Source organism: Bartonella tribocorum CIP 105476 (genome assembly GCF_000196435.1).
Lineage (GTDB): Bacteria > Pseudomonadota > Alphaproteobacteria > Rhizobiales > Rhizobiaceae > Bartonella > Bartonella tribocorum.
Genome location: NC_010161.1, coordinates 2,014,535 through 2,040,626, shown reverse-complemented (window position 1 = coordinate 2,040,626; position 26,092 = coordinate 2,014,535). Strand labels below are relative to the sequence as shown.

20 protein-coding genes, 2 tRNA genes and 1 pseudogene are annotated in these 26,092 nt (G+C 36.9%); 9 read left to right on the top strand and 14 right to left on the bottom strand.

Annotation, left to right across the window (positions count from 1 at the left end):
* Positions 1-189: 189 nt before the first annotated feature.
* Genes BTR_RS13510 through BTR_RS09010 form a run of 3 tightly spaced genes read right to left on the bottom strand, consistent with a single transcriptional unit; the run spans position 190 to position 2,127 of the window.
* The gene (locus BTR_RS13510; protein WP_244393442.1) at positions 190-870 is read right to left on the bottom strand and encodes a DUF2087 domain-containing protein; all 681 of its coding nucleotides are present in this window, start codon (positions 868-870) and stop codon (positions 190-192) included.
* Positions 822-1,442 (bottom strand): class I SAM-dependent methyltransferase, encoded by a 621-nt coding sequence (locus BTR_RS13505; protein ID WP_244393440.1) that lies wholly within the window; start codon positions 1,440-1,442, stop codon positions 822-824. The genes BTR_RS13510 and BTR_RS13505 overlap by 49 nt, the downstream gene beginning before the upstream one ends.
* Positions 1,443-1,455: 13 nt before the next feature.
* Positions 1,456-2,127 (bottom strand): hypothetical protein, encoded by a 672-nt coding sequence (locus BTR_RS09010; RefSeq protein ID WP_012232248.1) that lies wholly within the window; start codon positions 2,125-2,127, stop codon positions 1,456-1,458.
* Between BTR_RS09010 and BTR_RS13665 the strand changes: the two genes are divergently transcribed.
* Positions 2,126-2,248: a hypothetical protein gene (locus tag BTR_RS13665; RefSeq protein WP_280109578.1), complete on the top strand. Its 123-nt coding sequence runs from the start codon at positions 2,126-2,128 to the stop codon at positions 2,246-2,248. The two genes, BTR_RS09010 and BTR_RS13665, sit on opposite strands and share 2 nt — an antisense overlap.
* A gap of 68 nt (positions 2,249-2,316) precedes the next feature.
* On the opposite strand, the gene BTR_RS09005 is transcribed toward BTR_RS13665, so the two are convergent.
* The 4 genes from BTR_RS09005 to BTR_RS08995 form a co-directional block, all read right to left on the bottom strand.
* A complete protein-coding gene (locus tag BTR_RS09005; RefSeq protein ID WP_012232247.1) occupies positions 2,317-3,510 on the bottom strand; it encodes an MFS transporter in 1,194 nt (397 codons plus the stop codon).
* Positions 3,507-4,697, bottom strand: a complete 1,191-nt coding sequence (locus tag BTR_RS09000) for a hypothetical protein (protein WP_012232246.1) — start codon at positions 4,695-4,697, stop codon at positions 3,507-3,509. The genes BTR_RS09005 and BTR_RS09000 overlap by 4 nt, the downstream gene beginning before the upstream one ends.
* 65 nt (positions 4,698-4,762) lie before the next feature.
* On the bottom strand, positions 4,763-4,912 hold the full coding sequence (locus BTR_RS13175) for a hypothetical protein (RefSeq protein ID WP_012232245.1): 150 nt from the start codon (positions 4,910-4,912) through the stop codon (positions 4,763-4,765).
* Positions 4,913-5,423: 511 nt separating this feature from the next.
* Positions 5,424-6,512 carry a YrzE family protein gene (locus BTR_RS08995; RefSeq protein WP_012232244.1) on the bottom strand — a complete coding sequence of 363 codons (1,089 nt, stop codon included), beginning with the start codon at positions 6,510-6,512 and terminating at the stop codon, positions 5,424-5,426.
* A gap of 200 nt (positions 6,513-6,712) precedes the next feature.
* Here BTR_RS08995 and BTR_RS08990 point away from each other — a divergent pair, with 200 nt between their 5' ends.
* The 5 genes from BTR_RS08990 to BTR_RS08970 all read left to right on the top strand — a co-directional run bounded on the left by BTR_RS08990 (position 6,713) and on the right by BTR_RS08970 (position 11,849).
* Positions 6,713-6,892 carry a hypothetical protein gene (locus BTR_RS08990; protein ID WP_038473933.1) on the top strand — a complete coding sequence of 60 codons (180 nt, stop codon included), beginning with the start codon at positions 6,713-6,715 and terminating at the stop codon, positions 6,890-6,892.
* Between the two features lie 654 nt (positions 6,893-7,546).
* Positions 7,547-8,743 (top strand): multidrug effflux MFS transporter, encoded by a 1,197-nt coding sequence (locus tag BTR_RS08985; protein WP_012232243.1) that lies wholly within the window; start codon positions 7,547-7,549, stop codon positions 8,741-8,743.
* Positions 8,744-9,012: 269 nt separating this feature from the next.
* Complete coding sequence (locus BTR_RS08980) at positions 9,013-9,744, top strand: alpha/beta hydrolase (RefSeq protein ID WP_038474669.1); 732 nt, start codon at positions 9,013-9,015, stop codon at positions 9,742-9,744.
* 121 nt (positions 9,745-9,865) lie between these two features.
* Complete coding sequence (locus tag BTR_RS13660) at positions 9,866-9,991, top strand: hypothetical protein (RefSeq protein ID WP_280109577.1); 126 nt, start codon at positions 9,866-9,868, stop codon at positions 9,989-9,991.
* A gap of 1,051 nt (positions 9,992-11,042) precedes the next feature.
* Positions 11,043-11,849 carry an N-acetylmuramoyl-L-alanine amidase gene (locus BTR_RS08970; protein ID WP_012232241.1) on the top strand — a complete coding sequence of 269 codons (807 nt, stop codon included), beginning with the start codon at positions 11,043-11,045 and terminating at the stop codon, positions 11,847-11,849.
* A gap of 1,828 nt (positions 11,850-13,677) precedes the next feature.
* Here BTR_RS08970 and BTR_RS08960 read toward each other — a convergent pair.
* Positions 13,678-14,892 (bottom strand): porin, encoded by a 1,215-nt coding sequence (locus BTR_RS08960; RefSeq protein ID WP_012232240.1) that lies wholly within the window; start codon positions 14,890-14,892, stop codon positions 13,678-13,680.
* Between the two features lie 315 nt (positions 14,893-15,207).
* On the opposite strand from BTR_RS08960, the gene BTR_RS08955 reads away from it, so the two are divergent.
* Positions 15,208-15,298: transfer RNA gene (locus tag BTR_RS08955), tRNA-Ser, on the top strand.
* A gap of 86 nt (positions 15,299-15,384) precedes the next feature.
* Here the strand turns inward: BTR_RS08955 and BTR_RS13500 are convergent.
* Both BTR_RS13500 and BTR_RS08945 read right to left on the bottom strand, forming a co-directional pair.
* Positions 15,385-15,563 (bottom strand): annotated as a pseudogene (locus BTR_RS13500) (tyrosine-type recombinase/integrase); the annotation flags it as partial.
* A 1,348-nt stretch (positions 15,564-16,911) separates the two neighbouring features.
* Positions 16,912-18,129, bottom strand: a complete 1,218-nt coding sequence (locus BTR_RS08945; protein ID WP_012232239.1) for an MFS transporter — start codon at positions 18,127-18,129, stop codon at positions 16,912-16,914.
* A gap of 1,801 nt (positions 18,130-19,930) precedes the next feature.
* Between BTR_RS08945 and BTR_RS08935 the strand changes: the two genes are divergently transcribed.
* Both BTR_RS08935 and BTR_RS08930 read left to right on the top strand, forming a co-directional pair.
* A complete protein-coding gene (locus BTR_RS08935; RefSeq protein ID WP_244393437.1) occupies positions 19,931-20,374 on the top strand; it encodes a hypothetical protein in 444 nt (147 codons plus the stop codon).
* Positions 20,375-20,619: 245 nt separating this feature from the next.
* Complete coding sequence (locus BTR_RS08930) at positions 20,620-21,072, top strand: hypothetical protein (protein ID WP_038473920.1); 453 nt, start codon at positions 20,620-20,622, stop codon at positions 21,070-21,072.
* A gap of 1,168 nt (positions 21,073-22,240) precedes the next feature.
* Here the strand turns inward: BTR_RS08930 and BTR_RS08920 are convergent.
* From BTR_RS08920 to BTR_RS08905, 4 genes are all read right to left on the bottom strand, one after another.
* Positions 22,241-22,325: transfer RNA gene (locus tag BTR_RS08920), tRNA-Leu, on the bottom strand.
* A gap of 389 nt (positions 22,326-22,714) precedes the next feature.
* Positions 22,715-23,335, bottom strand: coding sequence for a 2,3-bisphosphoglycerate-dependent phosphoglycerate mutase (locus BTR_RS08915; protein ID WP_012232237.1), 621 nt, complete (start codon positions 23,333-23,335; stop codon positions 22,715-22,717).
* A gap of 23 nt (positions 23,336-23,358) precedes the next feature.
* On the bottom strand, positions 23,359-24,171 hold the full coding sequence (gene dapB / locus BTR_RS08910; RefSeq protein WP_012232236.1) for a 4-hydroxy-tetrahydrodipicolinate reductase: 813 nt from the start codon (positions 24,169-24,171) through the stop codon (positions 23,359-23,361).
* 1,120 nt (positions 24,172-25,291) lie between these two features.
* Positions 25,292-25,984, bottom strand: a complete 693-nt coding sequence (locus BTR_RS08905; RefSeq protein ID WP_012232235.1) for a glutathione S-transferase family protein — start codon at positions 25,982-25,984, stop codon at positions 25,292-25,294.
* Between the last annotated feature and the right edge of the window lie 108 nt (positions 25,985-26,092).

Genomic DNA, 26,092 nt, shown 5'->3' with positions numbered 1-26,092 from the left:
ATACCCCGCGTTTTTGTTTTTTCTCATTGCATTTCTTACAGCAGAGGGTGCTCTCATCTTCATAGATTGTCAACATATAAATAAGATGAATTAATTTTATAAGTTTTTCATGAAATTATATTTTTGCGTGTAAGGTTATGCATTTTCTTGGACTATAGAAGAAAGACGATTGCGTTAATTAATCTTCATTCAATTCTCTTTTGAGAGCATGCACTGATATTTTCCCCCATGGCGTTGTAAAAATCCTCTCTCAACGAGGGTGCGTCGTAATCTAGCAAAATCGACCGTAAAGAGGTTGCATATCTTGGAAACCTCCATTTCGCTATAGATTTTTTCTCTTTGAAAGGCTTCTGCAATTTTTGTCAGCATTTCTTCTGTTTCTAAATGGCGGTCGCTTAAATTTTCTCTCTCCCGCTCATTTTTACTTTCGAGCATTTTCCACGGTGTCTCTTCCGTTTGAAATCCTGCAGTTGTATTTTGAATAAGACCAAGATTCAAAAGACGATTGATCGATTTGTGAATAGTTTTGGCATCACAATCGACAGTTTTTAGGATATCAGAAAGATTTTTTGCACCAAGGATAATAGCAGCGTAAACAGTGCGCAGTGTTGGTGAAGTCATGGCAGAAATCAGTGAATTACGGGTATAGCGTTTGTGTAGAGTTTCTTGTCCCATAGGCAAAAGATCGTTGCGAAGGGGCAGTTCATTGATCTCGATGAGTTCTGCTTGGAGCGATTGTGTGCGTACAATTTGCTCTGTAGGGGTGCGTTTGCGAATAATCCCCAGACCACTTTGGCGATATTTGTGGTTTTCGGGGAGGGTTAAAGCTTCATAGGAGCCATCAAGGCGGTAGAGAATTTCTTCCCACAAAGGGGTTCTGATGCGTCTAACCCGTTGGCGCCATTAAGAGCAACGGTTGTTGTCATGGTTGGTTCATGCAAACAGAGATAACCACCAGCACTGATATGTTCCCAAAGTGTGGTAACAAATCGCACATCATCTGCGGGTGTTCCAGCATCAATCCAAGCAAAATCTATTGGTCCCCAAGATTTGAGAGTTGCATCATCGAGAGAGAAAAAATTCTCATTCATAAATGTTACAGTGTCTTTTTCAATACGCTCGTCTTGGAGCAGTTTTTGCCATGCTTCTTCGGCCGACTGACCTTCCGCTGAAAAATCATCAATGGTGATCAGGCGTGGTTGATAATTCTCAAGAACACCAGAGGGGTCAAGCAAAGCTGTACGTTCTTCCCAAGGAGAGGATTCTAAAAGTTTTTTATCCTCTTCCCATGCTTGTTTTGCTTTTTGCAGTGCTGTCGCAATCAAGTGCGTGCTATCCCCCGCACCGATTTCAAGGACTGTGCGTGGTCTTGCCATTTGAATGAGTGTGTAAAGAAGCTCAATACTGTTTTCTGTTCCCATACCAGGTCTTATCAGAGGCATCTTTTGATCCTTATCATTTTACCAAGCGTAGCATTCCCGCTTTGATAAAAAATATTGTTGTTTGTTCTATGGGGTGTTGAAGATGTATTTCTGTTGTGGCTTTTTGCAAGAGAGGTTTGGTTTTTTCATTCAGCCGGATTGTGCGTCCATTAAGTTGATTAATGGCAAGGGACCCGAGAGGAGAATTGACAATACGACATGTTGGCTCTCGTAAAAGCGCTGTTGCATGATCTTTTGAAAAGGCTTGTTGATCTGTTTGAATGAGACCGTGTCGTAGCAGTGATATCAAAAGATTGTCTGCGTCAAAAAGGCAACCATTGAGTTTGATTTCTTTCAAGGATTGGACAGAACAGCCCTCATGAAGCGCTGTAAATGTTAGAAAATCAAATCCACCAAAGGCAAAGCTTTTTGTGGAAACAACGGTGATCGGTTGTATTTGACGTTTGCCAATGAGTGCTGGTTTATTTTTTATTATCTGTACATCTTTTGCCCATTGAACCTGTGCTAGGGAGTCTAATTTGCGTGGGTAAACGGCAAAAGAATTGATTGCTATGGGTGGTGTGGGTTTTTGTAAGGCAAGGGTGTGGATATTTTCATTCAAGTCATGTTGCAGGGTTTCTGCTAATTGCCATACATAACCGCCTGTTCCATGGTAAAAATTTAAGCCTATAGGATCTTGTTGCATGATGTTATCGGTTTTTTCTTTAAAATATCAAGTTTTGGCAATGGATGCTCGCTGGGGTTGTTCGTTCCGTCATATGAGAGTGGTTTATCAAAATCACGTTGGTTGGTATGAAGTTGCATGATTTGATCGGATGGTGATCGTCATGCCATTTTGGGGCATGTTTTTTAGGAGACAAGATGGTAAAGTTTGTTAAGCATTCTCCCATTCCTTTTTTTGCAGAGCACTGTTGACGATACAGCCTAATATGCCGGTGATCATGGTAATGATGCCGATGATAAGGAGTGTGTATTGGGTGTGATGCACTTTTACAAAACCTGCACTGATAAAACCAATGCACACGGCTGTTTGTATGATGAAGATATAGGCGGGCATTTGACTGTTTCGTTGTTCTTTTGGGATCGCTTTCATCATAAAACTTGCCATGAGTGCATTTTGTACACCGTTGGCACTCCCAAGGATAAAAAATGACAGCATCATGAGCCATATAAGCGGTGTTAAGGAAAAACAGAAAATGGCCAAACCAATGGTTGCAGCAGCCAGTGATGCTCCAGCGGCATTGCCAAGGCGGTGGAAAAGGCTAGAGAAACAGAGTGGACCAACCACAAGGCCAAGACTGATCATGCTGCTGATCATTCCATAAGTTTGTGCACTGAAGGATAGCTCGGTGCGGATGCGGACAATCGACAATACATTGAGGGTGGAGGTGAGGATGATGGTAATGATGAGGGGGGCAAGAGCAGAGACAACCTTTTTTTTACGCAAGAGCCCTTTTAAGTCTAGTCCCTTTTGGGTTGGCTGTGTTGTGCTTGTTGTTGGCACATGCATTTTTAAACTTTTAAAACAGCAAGTGGTGATTAAGGCGGCACAGAGAACCATGATGGATAGTGCAAAGAGCCCTTTTTGCCCGTTTGATAAACCATACAACATGCCTCCTAACAGTGGTCCAGCAATATAGCCAAGATTACGGACTGTTTGGATAATGCGGTTGATACGGTCTAATTGCTGATCATTTTTTGCGAAGTCGGGCACGGCAACAAGGATAGCAGACCAAAACAGTGAACCTGCACACCCCAGTGCGAAAGAAAGAGCAATATAAAACCAAAACTGGTTGGCGATTGCAGCAACGGCTATGAAGAGTGCTTCAAACAATAAAACAACAGTCACTGTGTGCGCTGGCTGGAAGTGATGCAAAAGACGTGGGGCAATGGGACCTGCGCAAATTCCTCCTATAAGCCCTGCAAAAAGCAGCATTGAAATGGAGGCTGTACTTTCTGCTAAGTGTAAAGCAAAAGTGACTTGAGCCGTTTCATCGGCAAAGCTGCTTAAGCCCAAAACAAGAAAAAGTCCCATTTTGGCGAAAATTATGGATTTTTTCTTTGTCACAACGCCCCCCAACACGCTAAAGCTTTTACAGCTTTTAAAATTTCCTCCTGCGCATATCTGTAGGATTTATCATTTAATTTTGCTAGATCTAATTTTTTTCCGGATGAAAGTTGGGAAAGGAAGCTCTCTAAATGAGAGCTATACTCGAAACTGGCACAATGCCCATTTGCCGCGATGAGGAGTTCTTTTGTTTCTAGTAATGGTACCCATTGGAGGGTCGCGAGTGGGTGAAGAGTGATTTCACTTTCAATTTCGGCAACGTCAATAAGGGGACGACCGACACATAAACGTGAGCTTGTATCGCAAATTAATTGAGAAACAAGCATATGGCGTTTTAAGGTACCATGTGCGATGGCAGAGTTTAGTGCGGAGTGCTGAAAAGCATTATCAGGGGTTAAATTTGCTCTTCCTGATGTGCGGATATCATGTCGCGTTCGATTATCAAGATGGAGTAAATGCGTGACATAATCTCTATGGTGTTGTGCATCGTGTGCTGTTTCCCAAAAAGCGACATTGATATTTACAGCAATCTTTTCTACCGTTTCGGCAACATGGAAGGCATCATGGGGAAAATAGGCAACGCGGTCTGTCAGATTTTGCAGCGCAATTGCTGTTGTTTTATGTTGCTCATATTCAGGATATTTTAGCCCTTGGAGGTCTCTTCGTGTGCTAGGCCAAGCAAACATTGTTTTGCCATCCTGTAGCGTAAAACCAAAATTATGGGCGTGATCCACATGGACCCCAACATAGGTAGAAGCATATCGGCCTATGAAGCAGTCAATATCCACGCGTCCACCGGGTCTAAAACCTAAAGAATGAGCTAATTGATCTGCAAACTGTTTTGCTGCATCCCACAGTGCGGGGGTCGCAGCGTATAACCCATAATACATGACCGCCCATTCTTGCCCTTCGGCATATTGATCAACGCGGGCAGTATATTCTTCTATAGTCCTATCCGTGTCTAAAACAAGAAAGTCTGGAAGAGCATGTGGGCTTCGCACGCCATTAACCACTGTTATGACTTCGGATTTAGGATTAAGAGCTAAGAGTTTACGAGGATGTAGAGCGTATTGCCTTAGAGCATCCAACACATCCCTTTCAGTGAAAGGGATGTGTGAAATTGACAATTCAGCCGCTTGCTTAGCCCAAACTTTTTGAGCAAAGCCCTCTGAAAATAATTCAAACATGTTCTTAAATATGCTTAATTTTTTAAAGTTTGATGGATAAGCAGATCTGTATTAACAATACATTCTTAAACTTCCAGCGAACCATTCATATCAAGTTCATCTTGATATGCTTGAACATCGCTGCGCTGAGCGTATTTACTCCCTCTCCTTACTGGCTCAATCTCTTCAGAAGCTAACTCAATAACATCTTTTACTTCATTAAGTGAAATATTCATATATTCCTCCCCTTATAATTGATAAAAATACATGATAATTTAAATGAAAAAATACCGCATTATAACACGTAGCATGGATTTATTTTCTTGTCAAATGCTATGTTTATTTAAAATATTTCTTATTTTTTGAGGTTATATCATTATTGTTTTGAGAAATTTTTTAGCAATATGATTGATGTATGATATCAGCTTTTTTCTTAATCACAAAGAGATACTTGATTTTTCTGCTATTTCTTTTGAAAGGATACACATTGCCTTATGAAGAGCACTATAGATTTTTCTTAAAAAGATAGGCTGTTCTCTTCGAGATTTTTTGATTTTTAGGGGAGATGAGCACATTATAGCTCATTTCAAGTGTTCTGCTTTCATGTTTGAACTTCGAAAGACTTGTGTCTGGTATCGCAAGAGAGTGTATCAGCTGCCATATTATACAAAAAGCTTTTCAAGTAAGAGTAAAAAAAGCTGCACATTTTGTACAGCTTTTTCTCGGTTTGTTTTAGAGGTAAAAGTCTTAAAACTTGAAAGTGTCCTTACGGCTTCTGTAACCATAATAACCACAAATACTGGAAACAAAAGCGCCTATCAGACTGCCTAAAAAGCCCCACCATCCCATCTTTGAGGCTGTGTTCGTCACTTTCGTGGCTGTGTTTTTTGCGCCCTTGATCGTATCTTCAAGATTGTCAGAGAGACTTTCAGCCCGTTCTTCAAGCACTTTAATCGCTTTTTGTGTTTTTTCTTCTGCATTTTGATAGAGTTGAAGGGCACGGTTGGTTGTTGTTTGTGCATCCGCACGGGGCATGCCATCCTTCATGAGAGCATTGATGATATCGCCTCGATTAAATTTTGTCGTGAGATCTTCTACACGATCAGAAAGACGTTCACCAAGATTTTTTAAAGTCTGGCGGTAGTGAGAAGGGTCCTTTTTAAAAGCGGTTATCGCAGAACCAATATCGTTGAGTGCTGCTTGATAAGATGTTTTTAAGCGCTCAGGGTTGAGGGCGGGAATGTCGCTTTTATGGAGAAGAGTTTGCAACTCATTGCCAAGTTGGTCAAAATTGATGCCATTGTCATTGTTTTTTGTCAAAAATTTTGCAAAATCCTCACTGTTTAATTTTGTAAGCAGGGGGGAAATATTTGTTTTGAAACTGTCTATGGTCTTTTCGATCATGGAGCTGTTTTCGAGGGCAGTTTTAGCCCCTATTTTTGCTGTGCTTGAAACCACATGAATGGCTTGGAGAGTCATCAGAAGTGTTATGAGAGCCCAGGTTAAGAAACCATGCAGAACCCCAGCGGTTTCGGCAAAACGTCCGGCAACAAAACCTCCCAAAGCAAGGCTTATCAGCATAACGATAAGAGAGCCTGTGCCAAAGGAGAGGAAAGAGCCTTCAAAAGGGCTTGAAGAGGTGAAATCTATTTGGCTCAATCCTAATGCTGTGACCAGAAAAGATAAACAGATTGAGGTGGCAAGAGCCGTTACCAATCCGGCAAAAATGGCGGACCATGAAATGGGTGTTTGAAAAAAAGGATATTCTGTCTCTAGGGATGTCTTCCCTAGAAAATTCGTATCGAAAGGTGTGTTTTCAGGAATGCGGGTTTCCATGTTTTATCTCCTTGAATATGCTGGAGATACAATGCCTTATTGTCAATTATGTTCCAAAATAGATGGATAGGTGCTAAAAATGAAGAAAAAAACGCTTTAACGTTTATTATGAGAAACATTTTTTATGAGAAGAACAATGTTGATAGACAAACAATTCTAAAGATCTCATTTATGCCTAAAGAAAGGTGTGTTTTTCACCTATGATGTATATTATCATCGCATCTGTCACGGGAGAGAATAAATTTGAAAAATGGAGTGCTGTCGTTTATTGGCTTCTAGCTTATAAAGTAAGTAGAATATACGCTCAGAAGAGTACTGTTTTTATGGGAGGAATGTTTTATAAAACAGAGCTAGAAAGTCAGGCGTTAGGGCAAAAATAACGAGCAACTCAGAATATTATAAAAGCTTATGGATTAGGTTAAAGAAAAAGCGTGTTAACTTTTTATACTATAATATTTGTCAATAAATGAGACAGTCGTTTTTGTTATGTTTGGCTTAAGTAAAAGGTTTTATGAAATAAGTACAATATATTGTTTTTTTGGTGCTTTGCAGAAGAGTCATTATGCTCTAGAGTCTAATAGACCTCAACGCTTTACAATAATGATTTATGTTGATAGGTTTTTGGGGCTATTTTTGTGTTACATGCTTTGTTTATACCGTGGGGTTTTTGGGGTAGAGACGTCAGAGATTTTTTCTGCTTGGCATTTTATCAATCAATTTTGATGGATGGTTTATAGAAAGTGGCATTATTGCTGTGGAGAGAGAGTGTGCTTTTGCTCATGAATGAAAAAAGAAGCGGAAGCTTACAGCAAAGTGTATATTAAAGAAAAGTTTATGCATGGGGTGATTTTTTTCCTGTGAAGCATGGAGAATAAAGTTTTATTGATTAAAAAATAATAAAAATTTAATTTTATCATGTAAAATAATAACACTTTTAATCATGATTATTTATCTATATAAGAAAAAATATAATTATATTTGTTATTTTTAATGAATTATATTCAATCTGTAACTTTAAAAGTGTGACTTTATTTATGAATCGTAAATATACTTTGCCATTTATTATACTTATTGTGTGTTTATCGACAGGGGGATTGATCTCTACCGATATTTTTTTGCCCGCACTGGCAGATATGCGTCAGTATTATCAAGTGACGCAATCTCAAATTCAGAGTGCGGTGGCCGTTTTTTTGTTTGCATTGGCCGTTGGACAGCTTATTTATGGACCGCTGAGTGATAATTTTGGGCGTAAAAAAACACTTCTATTAGGCTTATTTTTGTGGTTATTCACGACAATTGGGGTGATTTATACGGTTCATATTCAGGCTTTTCTTGTCTTACGTTTTTTGCAAGGGCTTGGAGCTTGTGCGGGGATTGTCTTAAGCCGCGCGATTATCAATGATTTGTTGGATAAAAAAGCAGCAGGAAAACTTTATTTGATTGTTTTCCCTTTTATTGGAATGTCACCAGCACTTGCACCTTTTATTGGTGGACTTTTGATCCAAGTTTTTCATTGGCAGGCAACTTTTATCTTTTTAAGCTTTTTTATATCCTTGACTATTTTGCTGTGTTGTTTTGTGCTAACCGAAACTCTTCATCCTCAAAAGAGACAGCCTTTTTCTCCAGTAGGATTTATGAAGGGATATTGGGGCGTTCTTAAAAATAAACAATTTATTTTTTATGCACTTATTCCGTGTTTTTCTTACGCTGCCTATTTTGCTTATATTGTGGAATCGCCTTTTTTACTCACGACTTTAGGTTTATCGCCTATACATATTAGTTATAGCTATATTGGTGTCTCATTGCCCTATATTTTGGGAAATTTTTTGGCGCGATGGTTTTTTGAACGCGAGTCTATGGAAAAGACGGTGGGGAGAGGGTACATTATTTTTGTGATAGGAGGCATGCTGTTTGCTTTGCAAATGTATCTAAGCCCATGGCCTCTTGTGACAAGTTTTATGGCTATTGCTGTTCTTACTTTTGGCAATGGTTTTTTATTGCCGTTAGGGACAGCGTTGGCTATTTCATCGCATCCGAAAGCTGCGGGAGCAGCTTCTGGGGTGATGGGCTCTTTGCAATTGGGAAGTGCAGCACTTAGTGCAGCGGTTATCGGAAAAATCTCTGGTCATAGTCCACGGGCTATGGCAACGTTGTTAGCAGTGTGTTGCATGATTGGTTTTATCATTTATATTTGCAAAGCACGTCATTTTATGACTTCAGAAATAAGCTGAGTGAAAGTGATAAAAAGGAGCATTATGCAGAAATAGTTCTGATATTTTCAACGAATGGGGACTCTCTTATTGAATGTTTTTTTATTTAGTTGTTTGATTGAGAGGGTTTAAAATTGTTCATAAGTTTCGTTTGAATTTGAAAAAAAATTGGTTGTTATGGGGGGATTTTGTGGGCGTAGAGTTTTAATATATCTGTATTTTTATGATATTGGGGGGAAAGATTTTCTCCTGTCATGCATGTTTTTGAAGAAAGAGGAGAAATTGATCAATTGAGACTTCCTGTTGTTATTCTTTCTCCCGTAATGCCAATTTGGGATGGGGGTGCTTTTTGTTCTCCATTGACAAAGCTATGCGCGACAAAAGGGTTCCAAGTGACGCTACTGGATACACTCTCACTTTTTCCTAAGAGTGCTCATTTTCTCAATCATTCTGCTGGAGAAACTTTATATTTTATAAAAGAAAAATTGGAAAAATATTTTAAAGAGCCTGCAGTACTTGTGGGATTTTCTATGGCTGGCATGTTGGTACAAATATTGGCAGCACGGCTTCCTAATGTTCAAGCGGTACTTGCTGTCAATGCCCCTGGCTATCCAGATAAGCTTTTGCAACGGCGCCTTGGAGATATTTTGATTCATTTAGAAAATAATGATTTGTTAGGCGCTTTGGAAACACTCAATGGTTTTATGCATCCTTCTGGCGTTGTGAAAAAAAGAATTGCCTTGGAAATTTCACAAGATCAAAAAAGTATTGCCATTGAACGAATGACAAGAGGATTTCAACTTTTATTGGCATTGGATGCTAGAGATGAGATTGTTAAGTATACGGGGAAGTTCTTAGCGTTGGTGGGGGAAAAATCACAACTTGCAACGGTTGATAATCAAACAAAAAGCCAATGTGTCAATCATGAATATCGAATAATTTCTGGGGCGGGTACGCGTTTGTGGGATGATAATCCTGTTATGACAAATGCAATCCTTAGCGAATGGATGGAGAGATTATGAAAAAGAAAATTCTTCTACTACCTGAGTAATGGGATAGGATCAGAAATCTATGAGGGGCGTTGAAGATCTTAGAGCCCATGACAGTTGCCATTGAATTCACTTATGGTGATATGGGGTGGAAATGTTGCAAGCAGGAAGGGGATTGTCTTTCTCAAGCGGTTTGGTAAAAATTTCTGAATGCGATGCTCTTTTGCTTGGTACTCTAACAGATCAAGGAGAAGCAGAAAAAAACTTGCTCATCATTTAAGAGAGCGCCAGTTCTCATATCTTTTTCCTGTTTTTCTTTGGTGCTAAAAGTGAGGTTGGTTTGCGGATAGATCTCCGTAAGATCTCTCATTGGTTTTCAACGGTCTTTTTTTATATTATCAGCGAAAATACTGAAGGTTCATGCTCGATTGGATTTTCGTGGTGTCACTTTTCTAGCACCCAATGTTGCAATGGATTTTGCTATTGAGATTAAGAGCATAAGATATATGCATCATACGATGTTGTTTTTGTCTATTATGAGAAGTATTTTTACTTCTTATCTTCAGTGTTTTTTATCTCTATGTTCATTTCTGCTTTTGATGTGCAAATGAATGGCTTTGATTCATTCAATATAAAAAGATTTAAGATAAAAGAAATTTGACTGTATTTGGCTCTTTTCTCCAAGATGCACAAAAAAGATTAATGATCATTATAAATGAATATGTTATCTTTTATTTAAGAGCATATGAAAGAAACCCAGAGACTTTGTATTTCTTAAGTTTTGTAAATGAGCCAAGAGATGTTGTGAAAAGACAAGAAGCAGCATCATGGACAGGAAAGCATTGCAAATTGTATTGAAAAATATGTCCGTGAAGCGTTGGTTGCGAATATATGCTGTCCATTGGTTATAAATCGCTGTAAAGATCGCATAAAGTTTTTCCTTTATGCTTTTGTGTAAATGACACAATAGTTGCGTGTTTGCTTCAAGGCGATATATTTATCCATTTGATAACGGGAACAGCTTTTTTGTAAAATGTGAAGATTTAAAAAGTGATCGTTTTGCGCTTTTATTTTCTTTTCGATTGATCATTGTTTGGAAAATATTTGATGCGCTGTGTTTGTGGATATTGTCAAAAACATTTTATACGTGTGTTAAGGAGAAATAAAAATGGATTTTGATTGTTAATAAGAATATTGATGCTGTAGATGAATAAATTTTTGATGTCATTCTTAGTGTCTAAACGGCAAATTCATTGAATATTCTTCAACGTTTTGTGTCCTATCTGTTGTGATACGCGGTGGTCTTTTAAAACCAAAAAGAAAGGGCTTTTATGTATCGGATTGATTACAACAGTTATCGTTCTGTCAAGAGTTTTAATCGTCGCGTTCGTTTTCTTGTTATGCATTATACGTCTCTTGATTTTAAAGCTTCGGTTATGGCACTTACGGGAGAAAAGGTTAGTGCACACTATCTTGTTCCTGATCCTTCAGAGCGGACGTATTGTGAGGCAGGATTTAAGGATATGCGTATTTTTAATCTGGTTGATGAAAATGAGTGTGCATGGCATGCGGGTGTGAGTTCATGGGCTGGGCATAGTCATTTCAATGATGCATCTATTGGGATTGAAATTGTTAATTTAGCAACAGGTCATTCTGGTGCTCCAGAAGAGACCTTTGATTTAGTGGATTATCGTAGTGAGGAGGTGGGCTTTCCTCCTTATAATCCAATACAGATTGATGCGGTTAAAGAGCTTGCATTGAATATTCTTCAGCGCTATCCTGACATTATGCCAACGGATGTCGTGGGGCATAGTGATATTGCCATTGGGAGAAAAAGTGATCCGGGAGCAGCTTTTCCGTGGAAAGAACTTTATAGGGCAGGTATAGGAGCATGGTATGACGATGAACTAAAAAGTCATTATCAAGAGCAATTCTCTAAGAGTTTTCCCTCCAGAGAGGAGGTTTTAACAAAGCTAAAATGTTATGGGTATGATATTTCAGCTGCAGGTACTGAAATAGGATACAAAAATTTGGTCCGAGCTTTTCAACTTCATTTTCGTCAAGAAAATTATGATGGGATTCTTGATGTTGAAACAGCGGCAATTCTTTATGCATTGGTTGATAAATATTTTCCGTAAATTCAATGTGTTTTAATGGAAAATAGGGTTACGATTGCGTGTGAGCGCTTTTTTTTCTTAAGAGAGCCTACTTTTTGCTGGTTGGCTTTATGTAGAAAAGAGCATTTATCGTTTTAAAAATTGTAAGGCGTTTTATGGAAATATAACTCTATAGAACACTTTATGATTTGCACAGATTAACCCTTATTGTTTCTTTGTCTTATATTCTACTTTCTTTAAAAACGTGTAAAGTTCAGCTGTTGTGTATAATGGAGGCATGCTGCTTATGCAAGATAGAATGCCTCAAACAAAATAGACTCCTATTGTATGTTTACCTGTTCGTTAAAAAAATATTTTTCAGTGTGTGTCACACGCACAGATTTTACAAACACCTTCGTAAAGAGTATCGTCTCTTGTGCATCACCATTCTTACGTTTCATAAAAGAGCAAGTCGGTACTGTTATACACGTTGCTCGCTCTCAATGTTCCGCGACAATCTTTGACATTTGGAACAATTCATAGGTATTTCTTGTACAGTTTTTATTTATACGCCAATCTTCCTTGTGATGTACAAGAGAATGATTTTGATAGATTCACTAGAGTAGGGGGAAATGAAAGTTCTTTTAATGATATTAAAGGTCTTTCATTCAATATACAAAATAATAAATTATAATTATAAATTAATGTGATGAGACGCAAGAGAAACAGGGCTGTGATTGATACTGCTAGGAATCTTTATCCTTTGAGGGGAGGGGAACTCGTTTTTTGAAGATATATCTATTTTCTCTTTTATTACTTTAGAGGATAATGGCATCGTTATATGTTTCTTGATGTTCAAGATTTTTAATGCATTGCAGTGTTGCTAATTTACATGCTTGTTTCAAAGAGGGATCTTGCTTCCAAGCTCATTTTGCGACAGTACTTGTGAATAAATAGTATAATACAAAATTTATTGAACACTACCGTCTTTATGTTTTAAAAAAGAGCAATTTGATACCATTACATATTTTTTCAACCTCTAATTTTGCTGTACAAACCTTTAACTCTTGAAAGCTTTCGTTATGGTCATTTTTAGTCTTTTCTGGTCAATTTTTTCCACATGACCCACTCGCTTGGAATGTGCAAGAAAGTGATTTTGATTGATTCAACAAGGAGAGATTTGAAATGAGAGAATTGTACGTATTCAGGAGTCTCAATCAAGTTTAATAACGATGAATTATCATTATAAATCAATGTTCTGTCTTGTTTCAATGTTTTATTCTATTATGCTGTTAAACACCGCATTGAAAGTGATGATGCAGACATAAAGAACACAACACTTAATTTAAGTATTTAAAAATAGAGAGTGGCAATATTCAGGATGAGACTTGTCTGTAGAGCCTTATGCAAGTGAATCATAAGTTATCAGCTAAGTGGCCTCTCCAGAGCAATCGGATTGTTTACAAACTGATGCTGGAGGAATCTTTGTTTTTTGAGGGGGATGGGGCTCTCGTTCAATACAGTGAAACTGAATATTCAGGGTGAGACTTACTTGAGAAGATCATGTCTTAAATGACAAAGGTTAGATATCGATTATTAAGAAAGATCAGTTGGGTAATAAAGCAATGGCGGTACGCTTTAAAGAGCGGGGAAGAGATTTTTTTAATTTATGGGTAACACTGTGCGAAGTCGTTTTTATCAAGCACATTCGGTTTACGTTTCTTGAGAGTATTTTTGTGAAACTTAAGTTGTTTTTTGTCAGAAAGATAAGAAAATACGGTACCAGAAAAGGCGGCTCATGATATTTGATTTCAAAAATAAAAACTGGCAACGCATGTTGCCAGTTTTTCAAAGCTATAGCCTAATAGAATTAGAATGAACGTTGTAAACGAATCATACCTTGGAAAGCACTTTTCCCATGGAGTAAATGTTTTTCATTATCACTTGCATCCTTTAGAACGCGGTCATCATTCCAAGAAACATAAGTCAATTCAGGTGTAATCACAAAACCTGGAACCAGCGTGTATGCAATATTGACAGACGTCGCAAAGGTTTTGACAGCACTGTAAGAAACTTGAGCATTCAAATTTGCCTTTGGCGTGAGCTTGTAAGTAGCACCGGCCCAAGCAGCCCATTTACCACCCCAGTTTGCATAGATCGTTGTGCTTTGTCGTGACAATTCACCAGCTGCGTTTTCTGTGTAGTAATCAACACCATTTTTATAGCCAGCCATTACCCATAGGTTGAAACGATCGTTAACATTGAAATCTGCACGAACTTTTCCAGCCCACTTTTTGTAGTAAGCATCATATGCAGCAACGGCTGAAAACCCACCCCATTTTTGCATAAACTTTATACCCAAAACCACATTGGGGGTGTAATTTTTAATTGCTTTACTTGGAGCAGTATCCTTCGTGATAGGAATAAGTTTCCCATCTTTCTCAATATAGTTCCCTTGCAAGTTTCTTTCCTCAGCTACGCTAGGAAGAGTATCTGCATTATTGCCTAATTCAACACCGATAATAGCAGAAAAACCGGTATCTCCATTAAAGGTGTAGGAAATAAAATTGGTGCGTGTTGTACCGGCAGGTGCTATGCTATCATCATTGAGAACATTTCCATAACCACCAGTCCAGCTGTTGAAAATGGTATCATCAAGACCTACACGAAAACCACCCAGTTCAATGTAAGCGGCTGAAAGTTGTGCCCCAGCTTTATTTTGACCATTGCCCCAGCTTGAGAAAATTCTCGCATATGAACGAAGGGTTCCCATTTCTGTTTCAGAAGCGGCTTGAAAAACAAGGGTAAGCCGTGATGATGCACTATAGGTTTTTCTTTTTTGGTTCAGCTCAGCTTCAGTGGTTGCATCGATATTACCACCGCCGATGAAATCAGTACGAACACTTCCTGACAAACGCATGCAGGTTTCTGTTCCAGGGATATAGAAATATCCTTTTCCGTAGGCGTCACAAACGCGAACATATTCGACAGGTTCAGGTTCGGCAACAACTGTTGAAGCAGCATGTGCTCCAGAAATTGCTAAAAAAGCTGCTGTAGAGCTTAAAAAGAGGGATTTAATATTCATATGGGATCTCCGAGGTCCGTTTAATCTTTGTTCTAAAGAATGTCACTTGCCTCATGCATTCAAGACAAAGGCATAAGTAAAATACGCAGTACTTATCATTCTAGCTATACTAATCTTTTTAGAGTTTCAAATATGAAATGAACTTTTTGTAATGTATCCATGTACTATTCGAGAAGATGTGATAAAAAAGACACAATTTTTGTTTTGTTAACTTTTGGTTTCTATGGAGTCAACAAAGGAAAAAAATGTCAGATATTTGGGAAAAAAATCGAAAATGTCTTGAACTTTCTCTTGATACCCTTTATGCCTCTCCTTGGAGAGGTGGCCGAGTGGTCGAAGGCGCTCCCCTGCTAAGGGAGTAGGGCTCAAAAGGCTCTCGAGAGTTCGAATCTCTTCCTCTCCGCCATTTTCAATAAAATGTGTGCATTATATAAAAGTTCGGGAATTTTAAAACCTTTGATTCTTTTAACTTATTTTTCTATCTATCTTCTCTCAATTCTTTATCGTTTTTTGATTGGCTTTTATTGCTAGATGCTTTCTATCCGCGGTTTTGGTGTAAAATGATGCTACTTTATCTTCAGTCCAACCAACAGTACTTTCATTTGTGAAACTATAGCTCCAGCATTAGCCGCGCATATTGCTGCTCATTTTCGCAATCCATGTTTTTTAATCTTTGTGTTGATTTTTTATACCTGTTTCCTTCCATATTTCATGAAGCAAGTTACAAGATTTTTTCTCATGGCGTAAACTAAAGCCAAACCAATAGAGGATGTTTCAAACCTAATCGGTTTTATGTAAATCGCCATGCCAATTTATATTAAATGCCGTTTGATCAGTTGTGAAAAAAATTATTGCGAGAAATATAGAGTGGTTTGTTTGAAAATTTCTCATGTTGTTGTTGATAAATGCTTTTGTTGATAAAGGAAGGCGAAGCTTTGTTGTCGCATCACATGGATGTTTCATATTTTTTAGCGAAAGATTGTTTACGGATTTTTATGAATATAGAAAGCTGTACGAACACTTATAAGAATAAGTAAGCGTAAAGTTAAATGTGTGAGGGATGTTGTTCCACAAAGTGTTTTATATCCCTATATTTTTCCAATCTATTGAAGGCATATTTTTTGTTTTGTGACGTGGTTTTCTAAGCTTTTGCTTTTTCTATGGCGTGTCAATCAATATCGACTTCTAACACAGCAGTATATGTAAGATAAATATTTAAGACGGTTTACTGCTTTAAACATTGTATCAGCTTTTGTAGGTCAAATAGGGGAGAAAATATTGTAACTTGTTAGAGAACAAATTCTAAAAGTGGGAGGATTATTTCATTTAAAAAAAAATATCAAAGCGAAAAAGATAGAAATCAGTTCCCATCTTATCATCACTCATCACCTTATAAATTCGGCTTTACTAACCTTCATAAATCTTTAGAAGTTGAGTCCGTTAAATAATGGAGATTATGAGGCTCATACTTTTGTCTATCCCGTTTGTGATTACGTCCTGAATGTAAAAAAGCATGTTCTAAACAGAATATACGCGTGTTGCCAATTTATGCGCTGGTTTTAAAGAAATATTTCTCAACACTCCCCAGCTCATTTCGCAATGGTGTTCGTGAATGGTATAAAATGCAAAAGCTCCTGTGAATAATATAAAGCTTACAGAGCACATCATTTTTATACTTATGAAAAAACAAGGCGGCATATTGTATACTTGTCTCCATGTTGTAATAGCCCTATAAACGTTCATAAGAGGCTTCTTTCCTTTCTAAAGTGGTTTTACTCATATGGCTCTTTCCGCTTATGGCGTGCAAGCAAATGATTTTGATCGATTCAAAATGAAACAATACTTTAAAAAATCTAATGATATTCGGGTTTTGTGAGTTATTATTATAAATTATTTCTTTATGGATACGTTGTCTGTTGAAAGCGAGATGTTTCAAGAGTCTAAAGAAGCCCAGATCTCTTTTAGGACAAAATCTTTGAGAAAAAAATTGCATGTGATAATTTTATCGTTTTCCTCTTATCAAGACTTTTGAGAGTGTTTCATCCATTTCATGATAACCAAACCACACATAAAAAAAGTAAGGGTTGGTAAGATGAGGTAATAAGAGGGTGGAACTTTTGCAGGAAGAAAAGAAATAATACTTAATACGGTAATTGAAAATATTCTTCCGCTAAAAGATACAGCACCGACAACACCGGAAATATGTTGTGTTTGTGTTTGGTTTAGTTCTGAGAAAAATAAGCTTTTTGCCCCTATGGGTACAGTGCAAATAAATCCATGGATTAAAGAGAAGGCAATGACGGAGGCAGCCGTTTGATTGTTATGGACTAAAAAATAGAGCGCTATGCACATCAGCGCAGAAAAGAAAGAGAAATACTTTATAGAATTCTTATATTTTTTATCAAGAACATGATATTTCGACATCAGTAAATTTGAAAAATATTGCGCTGAAAAGGCTCCGATATGACAGCACATCAAAACGAACATTTGTGAACCGTTGAGGTGATCAATTTTTCCACCTGAAAGTATGATCGGTTGCCAGAAATGATAAATAATCTGAATACCCGCGCTAAAAAGACACATCAGGAAAATAAACCATGCTCCGCCTACAGTGTTTTGAAAGATCCAGAGTGTTTCCTTAGCATTTTGCAAGATCGTCTTTGTTTTGTGTGTTTCAATCACCGATTTCTTTTCTTCCGGAACAATAAGGAAGACCAAAAAAATAAATCCCATCATGAGGCATGAAATGATATATCCCATAAAATATTGCCCAGAGTAATAAATCGTTCCAATGCCCACAATTCCACTGAAAATACTGCCGAAAGAATTAACTTGGTGATAAAGATGCGCATAATGCGAAAAGTGATCGTGTTTATCACCAAGAGAATGGTAAATCCATCCGTCAATGGCGCTGACAATGATGCAAATGCCTGCTGCATAGAGAATTTGTGCAATAATAAGCGCCGTCATATTGGGCGCTTGAAGGCAGAGAAGATAAAATATTCCCGTCATAAAGACGCCAGCTATAACGGAATATTTACGTCGATATTTGTCCGCTAAAACAGCGCAAGGAAAATCAAGCAGCAGAATAGTTGTTGAAAAGACAACCTGAAGTAGGGCTAATTGCGCGAGACTGACCCCCATAGACATTAAAAAAATCGCATGGTAGACACCAATGAGCATGCGTATTGCATTATAAGCACCATAGGTAAGAGCAAGAGTGCGTGCTCTGTTCATTGTGTTGTTCCATAGACTGTGCAATGAGAATTTGCACTGAAGAGAACATTTTTCTGTGAAAAGGTAGCGGTTTCATATCCCCTTTCAAAAAACCGTGAAAAGTTGTTTTTTATAACCACTCCAAAGTTTAAAAGGCACTTTGGTCTATATGGAACTTCACAGCGTATTAATAATGAGAGGGAATGAAGCAACTTTAAAGTGGTTATGAGGAGCAACATAAGCCTCATAAATGAGATCGTCATTTTTTGAGGGAAATGATTTGAGGGGCTGTTGCTTCCATAGCAATCATTTTGTCTAGATCTGTAAAATGAACTCAAGATAGAGAGATCATTGACATAATCAGAATTTATAGAGGTTTGTTTATTTTTTACACACCATTCACTGATCCATTCTCTTTGCTGATCAGGTGAAAGAGCCGAAATGATCCATAAATTGGTTTTAGGTGATTTTTTGATCTCTTTTTTTGTACGCATCAACATTTGTAATTCCCCCCATTACTCTATGACTGTTTCTCAGTATATCAATTTACGTCTAAAAAAGTTATTTTCAGAGCTCATCTTTACTTTCATTTTATTAAAAAGATTGTCTCTCGAGGTTTGTTATTTTGATCATATCATTACGATTAAGAATTAAATTTCTGATAAAAGAGGAGGGGGCATGATATATCGTGACTCAATATATAAATCTCACCATAGTCTGAAATAACGATTTCCTTTTGCAAAATAGTATCCTGAATGGAAGCTCAATAACCGTTACTTTGACCATGGAAACGACACCCTAAAAGAGTGCTTATTAAAGATATTCTTCAGATATTACAGACAGAACAAGAAAATAGTTCAAAACAAAAAATCAAACGTGGAATGAAAGTTTTTCATCTCATGATGAATAATGGTGAATTTTAAACTTCATCTGCTTTTTTAATCTACTGCGCTGTAAGAAAGATCACGCCCTCCCCCCAATTCATGTCTCTCACTTATATCATTGATCATAAATATTTCTTTAGCCTTCTCCAAAATGGTATTCTTTTACGAATAACACTCTATACTGTCTTTTCAAATTATATCTTCGTTCATTGCTTGTCCCCACTGATTAAATCAAATTTTCTCTAAAAAATGCCGCTTGAGAAAAATGTATCCTATCAGTTTAATATTCTGTGATATTTAATTAACTCAAAGAATATAACATAAAATGTAATATAGAAAATGAATAAATTTGAATTTTTGTAAAAGATACAATTTTTTACTGCTTCTGATACAAAACAAATTTCTATTAAAAGTAACTTTATATCATTCAATACCATTGATTAATTTTATCTGTTTTTGTGTCTGCCTCATTTCATGGGGGGATACTTATTAATCAAAAAACTATTTTTGATTAATTTTCAATATTATATTCAGTTCTTTTTAATTTACGTATAAAGTCATTAAACTTCTCCCATAAAGACATAGAGCTAAACAGAAAAGTTTATAAATAATCTATTGAATAAATTAATTTTTATATCTTTATTTTATTTGTAGAATATTTCATTAGTGTATAATCTATCCCTTTTTTTTATCGTAGATTATTTTAAATAGATTGAATAAACTTCAATACGAATCTTTTGATGAGAATTTAGGTCTTTATTTTAAGGTATTTTGTACGAGAAAATAGAAAAATGTTTACAAAAAAAATTCTGTTGAGAGAAGGCTTATTGCTTATCATATTTTTGCACGCCTATCTTGTGTCCGCCTCATATGGCTATAGCGGGGTCGATAAATTATTCTGTTCTCAAGTCGTTAAGGAACGGGATGATGCTGTTCAGATGTTAGATTCAGAAAAATTTGAAAAAGAAAATGCGGAACGGGGATGGAACGATACAATGAAGTTATTAGGGGTAGCGCTAGAGGATTTGGAGAGAATAGCTTTTGAACAGCAGGAACTCTATTTGGCATTGCTGAAAAATATGCCAAACAATAAACAAATTACTTATCAGCATGAGATAATTCAAAAGCGAAATGCTGCAATTTTTGAGCGGATCGGGACGTTTTTCACGCTATTTGAACATGTTAAGAAAAGGACAGAGGCCTTTCGAGAGTTAGACAAAGCCAATAAGCTTAAAGATCAGTCTCAATCATTACATATTTTAGAAGTAATTTCTAAACATCATGGACATGTTGATGGACTCAATAAAGAACTTGAAAGGCTCAATCACGAAGTTGACCGTTTAAATAACAGGCTTCAAAATCTGAAGAAAATATCGCGATAAGAAATAGAAAGTTGTTCATTGATGCAAATGGGAAAGAATGCATGAGACGATGAACAATGATTTCATTGAAAAAGGAGTGAACGGTGGGATTTGCAATTGTGCTCATTATATCCGTTACAGTTATTATAGGAACTCTTTGTTTTTTGTGTAACAGGAACTGTGAAAGAGCGGAAAAAGAGAGATGGAAAAGAGATGAAAACGCGCGAGAAACACGCTCTGAAAATGAAGAATAAAATGAGACCAGTATGACAATACAAGAAACACAACCATTGCATGAGACACTTCAAAAACAAGATAATAAGATTTCGGAAGTTTCTTCAGCATCTGAAAAAGAATCTAAAGTTTTAGCATTTAAAGAAGCTATGGCGCTTTCATCGAAGGACTATAAAATAATCCTCTGCATATTTATTATCAGTTTGGCAGTGGACTCTGTTATCCAAACGTTAGATGAGGTTATTACCCAAATATTGGATGAGTCCCTTATCCAAGTATTGGATGGGGTCAGAGAGTTTGATATTCTTACTTTTATCTGTATCTTGAGCCTATTTATGTTGATCTGTTGTTGTATAGCTATTCCGATTATTTTAATTTTACACATACGATTGACGAAGAAATTGAAAAGAACACTTCAGCAATTAGAAGACACTTTTCAGCAGCGAGATAAAGCTTTTGCAGCACAAAAATGGAGAGAAAAATAATGACTCTTATGATATTGTTTGTTTTCATAAGTACAATTATTAGTTGTCTTTTTCATATAGCAATCATTATGCTTGGTTATTCTTATACGAAGCGTTCGAAATTGTATAAAAAGGTCGTTGCAGAATTAGAAAAAGTAATTAAAGAACGAGATACGGCAATCGAGGGGTTATTGGAGAAAGAACAATAAAAGCGGCACGATGCTTTGAATTTTTTATGGCATTCGTTTTTAATCATGGTGATATGTAATACCGATAATTGAATAGATTGTCTCATGTTTTAGATAAAACAAGAAAAGAAGATTCAAAAAACAGAACTTAGATATGTGATTAAAATTTTTTCTCGTGACAGATGATTATACACTCTATGTTTCTACGATTTTTCTTGATTCATGTTGCTGTAACAAGTAAATTTTTCTCATATCATTGGTAATAAACTATTTTTGAGTTTACCACTAAAGAACATTTTTTTATGCGTAAGTATGCGTGTATATATATTTTTTTAAATGTATTTCTGTTTTTATTCTCTTCTACTTTTTTATCAGATAATTTTTTTGAAAAATGATTTCAGGAAAGAGAATTTTTCTTGTTCGTTATCGTCTCATATAATCCATTTTCTTTTAACTTTTATGGTTCACCATTCTGTGCTGATTTTCCAATTTGATTGGATTTGAAGTTTAATGAGTTAGGGTATTTTATTGAATGATAAATAATGAAGCGTAAAAATTTTTTCTCTCATAGATTATGATATTGGTCGTCAATTATAATACATGAGCACATTTAGGGATTATCTCTTTTATTGGGAGGAGCCAGATGAATGATCATGAGACTTTATGATCGAGAGGCTTTTGTCTTGATTTAATAGGTTTTGTAGGGAAGTTAAATTTTTCCTTATGATTTGAGGGATAGTTTTTTCAACATTCAAGATTCATTTTATTTTGAGGCTGAATGCCTATTTTGAGGTTGAATGATTGTCATAAAAGAGATTTTTTTAAAAGGGGAGCTCTTTTGGGCATTAAGGATGTCAAAAAATACTTTGAAAAGAAGTCCGGATTCACAAAAATTAAGAGGTATATCGGAAAATCCTATTCTCTTATGTTTATTGATATGGCTCTCACATGAAAGAACGCGTGTAAAATAAAAAAGAAGTTACCGCTGATATAAAATTTGATGGTGCCCGGAAGAGGACTCGAACCTCCACGCCTTGCGGCACAGGTACCTGAAACCTGCGCGTCTACCAATTCCGCCATCTGGGCTTATAAAAATCATCTAAGCGTGTGAAGTAATTCTGTCAATAAAATTATCTATACGACTATCGAAACATTTTTTTTGGGTACGGATAGTGGAAGCTACCTTTATGCATATCATGCATATTATAAAGTGTAATGTGACCGATGTCTCATTTTCATTTTTTATTAATCCGGTATGAAATAACGAAGTTAAACACAATATTGAAAGTGGAACGGTGTGGAGAAACTTCAAAGATCATGAATAATTGCAAGAGAAACTCATCTGATGACAAATGGGAGAGAGAGTAGGAACATTGATCTTTCACGGTGAGGAGGTGAGAAACCTATTCATTTTAAAGTATGACAGCATTAGATTACATGCTCTAACTCCATTACACTATTACACTTTCAAGAATTTAAGGTGTGATGATTGTCTTTGATGAAATGGTTGAATCGGGATTAAAGGTATAAATAATAGGAATACCGGTCGCTAATTCTTGAGATATAATTTCTTCGCCGTTTAGACCTTCAAGCGCCATCATAAGAGCACGAAGAGAGTTTCCATGTGCTGCGATCAAAACAGTTTGAGAGCGCAAAATATGAGGCTGGATATGGTAAAGATAATAAGGCCAAATGCGTGCACCGGTATCGCGTAGGCTTTCTCCATTAGGAGGCGCAATCGTATAGGAGCGGCGCCACATTTTCACTTGTTCTTCTCCCCATTGTTGGCGTACTTCATCTTTATTTAAACCAGAAAGATCACCATAATTACGTTCATTCAAGGCGGCGCTTTTGATCATTTCTAAATCTGATTGTCCCATTTGCTCTAAAATGTGCTGAGCCGTTTTTTGGGCACGCTGTAAGGCAGATGTATAAGCAATATCAAACTTCACACCAGTTTCTTTTAGTTTTTTTCCTGCTGCTATCGCTTCTGCATGCCCTTTTTCTGTTAAATCAGGGTCTTTCCAACCCGTAAAAAGGTTTTTGAGATTCCATTCGCTTTGTCCGTGACGGATGAGTACAAGTGTGCGTCCCATTATGAATTGCCTCTTTTGATTGTTTAAAATTGATCGTTTAATCCCAAGACATCGAGCATTGAATAAAGACCATTTGCATGGTTTTTTGCCCACGAAGCTGCTTTTAATGCGCCATTGGCAAAGATAGAGCGTTCTTGCGCTGTATGTGAAAGAACAATGCGCTCATGGGAGCCGGCAAAAATGACACTGTGTTCGCCAATAACCGTTCCACCCCGTGAACAAGAAAAGCCAATGGAGCCTTTTTCGCGTTTCCCTGTATAGCCATTGCGTTCGTTAATACGTACATCTTGCAGCATAACATTGCGACCTTCAGCCGCTGCTTGTCCAAGAAGAAGAGCGGTTCCAGAAGGGGCATCAACTTTGTTCGCGTGATGCATTTCATAAATTTCGATATCAAAATCATCGGCTTCTAATGCTTTGGCCGCTTTCTTTACAAGGTTGGCTAAAAGATTTATTCCAAGGCTCATATTTCCGGATTTGACAATTGTTGTATATTTCGCAAACTCTGCAATTTTTTCTTCTTCTGTTTTGCTAAATCCTGTGGTGCCGATAATATGGACAAGTTTTTTTTGAGCAGCATAGTCAGCATAAAGAAGACTGGCTTGGGGGTGTGAAAAATCGACAATACCTTCTGTGCTTGAAAAGGCATTTTCAGGATCGTCTGTGATGCGAATTCCAAGGGAGTCTGAGCCAATTAATACACTGGCATCTTTTCCTACAAAAGGTGAGTTTTTGCGTACAAGAACAGCACAAAGCTCTACATCTTTCCTTTGCCGGATTGCTGTAATGAGTTCACGTCCCATTCTTCCATTTGCACCAACAACTGTAAGGCGCATTTTTATCTCCTTATAATACTTTACACCACCGTAGTATAGGCAAATTCTTACCTTCTTTCCAACCGTTCTTTATCTTTATAGAAAAAAAATTCCTACTTTAACTTATCCTTTTGTACTGTAAAATTCTATTGTTTAGGGTAAGTGATGGTAAGATTAAAAAATTTATAGAGAGATGTTTTTTGTTAAAGTGTGTGATGAATAGGGTGAGCCTTGTTTGTAAAGTCTCATGGAGATTGCACATTGCTGTGGCGCTTTTATTTCTCCCGTTCTTGAATAGAGGCACATTTCTTCATGTAAAATAAAATACTTCAAATAAAATACATGTATGTTGCCAATTCATGTGTGTGTTTTAAAGAAATATGTTTCAATGTTCCTAAACTCGTTTCACGATAGTTCTCGTGGATGGTATAATGAGAAAATCTCCAATGAATAATATAAAATCTATTCTGCAGCGCTATGCTTCATAAAAGTGCAAATTAGGTATCATTATACGTTTTGCCAGCCTTTGCTTTGGTATTTGAAATGATTCATAGGGATTTTATTCTTTTCTTATACAATTTTTTCACACACCAATCCCGTTTATGACGTGGTAAGAAAGAGATTTTAATTGATTTAAGTGAGGAGGATTATGCGTGAAAAGTATTTGAAATTTATGCTTCAATTAAAAAATTATCGTTTTTAATCAATGCGTTATTTATGAATAAAAACACATAAAAGACGTCAAAAACAGGAAGATGCTTGAAAAATTGAATTGTTGACACACGAGCGTTGGTTGGATTTTCTCCCTTTTAGGGAAGCTCGTTGAAAAAATTGTTATGTTGTAAAAACACATGATAGAGCTTTTTTCTATTAAGAGTAAATAGTTATGCATGTCATGAAATGCGTTTTTTCATATATGGGGAAGAATGGAGGATAACATGGTATGGTTATTTTATTTGCTTAGCTTTTAATGGTGCTACAGCTCTTATTTTTAAAGAGAGACTTTAAAACACTTTGTTAAATGTCTTTATCTCTATACGGAACTTTTTGTGATACGGCAAAAAAGATTTTTTTAGGTGTATTATAAGAAGGCTTGGAATAAGAGATATGATGGGTTTTTATTTTTGTTTGTAAGAGGAAGCTAGAAATCAAGATCGGCATAGTGAGCACTGGCAACAATTCCACGAACACGATCTGTTAAAAGAGAACGAAAAGAAGGGCGTGATTTAATCCGCATGTACCAGTCTTTAGCAGCAGGGGATTGTTCCCAGTCAATTTCCCCTAGAAAGTCAAGGACGGAAACAGCAGCGGCGGCTGCTAGGTCAGCATAGGACAAGGTAGAACCCACTAAGCTATCGCGAGAGGCACAAAGCCAATTGAGATAGTTCATATGGGGTGGAATATTGGCCCGTGCATTGCGTAAAATTTGTGAATTGGGTGCTCCACCGCCAATGGCGAGGGGCATTTCACGTTTATGGATTCGTTCTCGGACAATATGACGCGTTGCTTCATTTTCAAATTTATTTAAAAACCAGTCATTGAGGCGGCGTACTTCCGCACGATTTAAAGGGTTTTCCGGAAAGAGTTTATTTTCTTGTCGTAAACTTCCATGGGTTTCATCTAAATATTCGCAGATAACAAAGGGACCTGATAATGGAACCTCGTGTTCATCAAGAAAAACGGGAACATGACCGGCAGGATTGAGAGCGAGAAATTCGTGTCTTCTAGCCCATTCATATTCTTCAATCAGTTGCGTGGCTATACCATATTCCCCAAGAATGAGGCGTATGAAGCGCGAAGCAGTGGATAGGGGAGAGTGAAAAAGTGTCAGCATAATTTACACTATCAAATAGAGTTAATAAAAATTCTTTCAAGTCATCTTTTTTATAAAGGGGCTTGAATAGAAGTACAAGATCATTAGCAGTGGCGAGCAATTATGCTT

Bases quoted from the DNA above. Each gene is read 5' to 3' on its own strand.
- BTR_RS13505 (WP_244393440.1), bottom strand. From the start codon at position 1,442: ATGCCTCTGATAAGACCTGGTATGGGAACAGAAAACAGTATTGAGCTT.
- BTR_RS13665 (WP_280109578.1), top strand. From the start codon at position 2,126: ATGATGTTATCGGTTTTTTCTTTAAAATATCAAGTTTTGGCAATGGAT.
- BTR_RS09010 (WP_012232248.1), bottom strand. From the start codon at position 2,127: ATGCAACAAGATCCTATAGGCTTAAATTTTTACCATGGAACAGGCGGT.
- BTR_RS09000 (WP_012232246.1), bottom strand. From the start codon at position 4,697: ATGTTTGAATTATTTTCAGAGGGCTTTGCTCAAAAAGTTTGGGCTAAG.
- BTR_RS13175 (WP_012232245.1), bottom strand. From the start codon at position 4,912: ATGAATATTTCACTTAATGAAGTAAAAGATGTTATTGAGTTAGCTTCT.
- BTR_RS08995 (WP_012232244.1), bottom strand. From the start codon at position 6,512: ATGGAAACCCGCATTCCTGAAAACACACCTTTCGATACGAATTTTCTA.
- BTR_RS08990 (WP_038473933.1), top strand. From the start codon at position 6,713: ATGATGTATATTATCATCGCATCTGTCACGGGAGAGAATAAATTTGAA.
- BTR_RS08985 (WP_012232243.1), top strand. From the start codon at position 7,547: ATGAATCGTAAATATACTTTGCCATTTATTATACTTATTGTGTGTTTA.
- BTR_RS13660 (WP_280109577.1), top strand. From the start codon at position 9,866: ATGTTGCAAGCAGGAAGGGGATTGTCTTTCTCAAGCGGTTTGGTAAAA.
- BTR_RS08970 (WP_012232241.1), top strand. From the start codon at position 11,043: ATGTATCGGATTGATTACAACAGTTATCGTTCTGTCAAGAGTTTTAAT.
- BTR_RS08960 (WP_012232240.1), bottom strand. From the start codon at position 14,892: ATGAATATTAAATCCCTCTTTTTAAGCTCTACAGCAGCTTTTTTAGCA.
- BTR_RS08945 (WP_012232239.1), bottom strand. From the start codon at position 18,129: ATGAACAGAGCACGCACTCTTGCTCTTACCTATGGTGCTTATAATGCA.
- BTR_RS08935 (WP_244393437.1), top strand. From the start codon at position 19,931: ATGTTAGATTCAGAAAAATTTGAAAAAGAAAATGCGGAACGGGGATGG.
- BTR_RS08930 (WP_038473920.1), top strand. From the start codon at position 20,620: ATGACAATACAAGAAACACAACCATTGCATGAGACACTTCAAAAACAA.
- BTR_RS08915 (WP_012232237.1), bottom strand. From the start codon at position 23,335: ATGGGACGCACACTTGTACTCATCCGTCACGGACAAAGCGAATGGAAT.
- dapB (WP_012232236.1), bottom strand. From the start codon at position 24,171: ATGCGCCTTACAGTTGTTGGTGCAAATGGAAGAATGGGACGTGAACTC.
- BTR_RS08905 (WP_012232235.1), bottom strand. From the start codon at position 25,984: ATGCTGACACTTTTTCACTCTCCCCTATCCACTGCTTCGCGCTTCATA.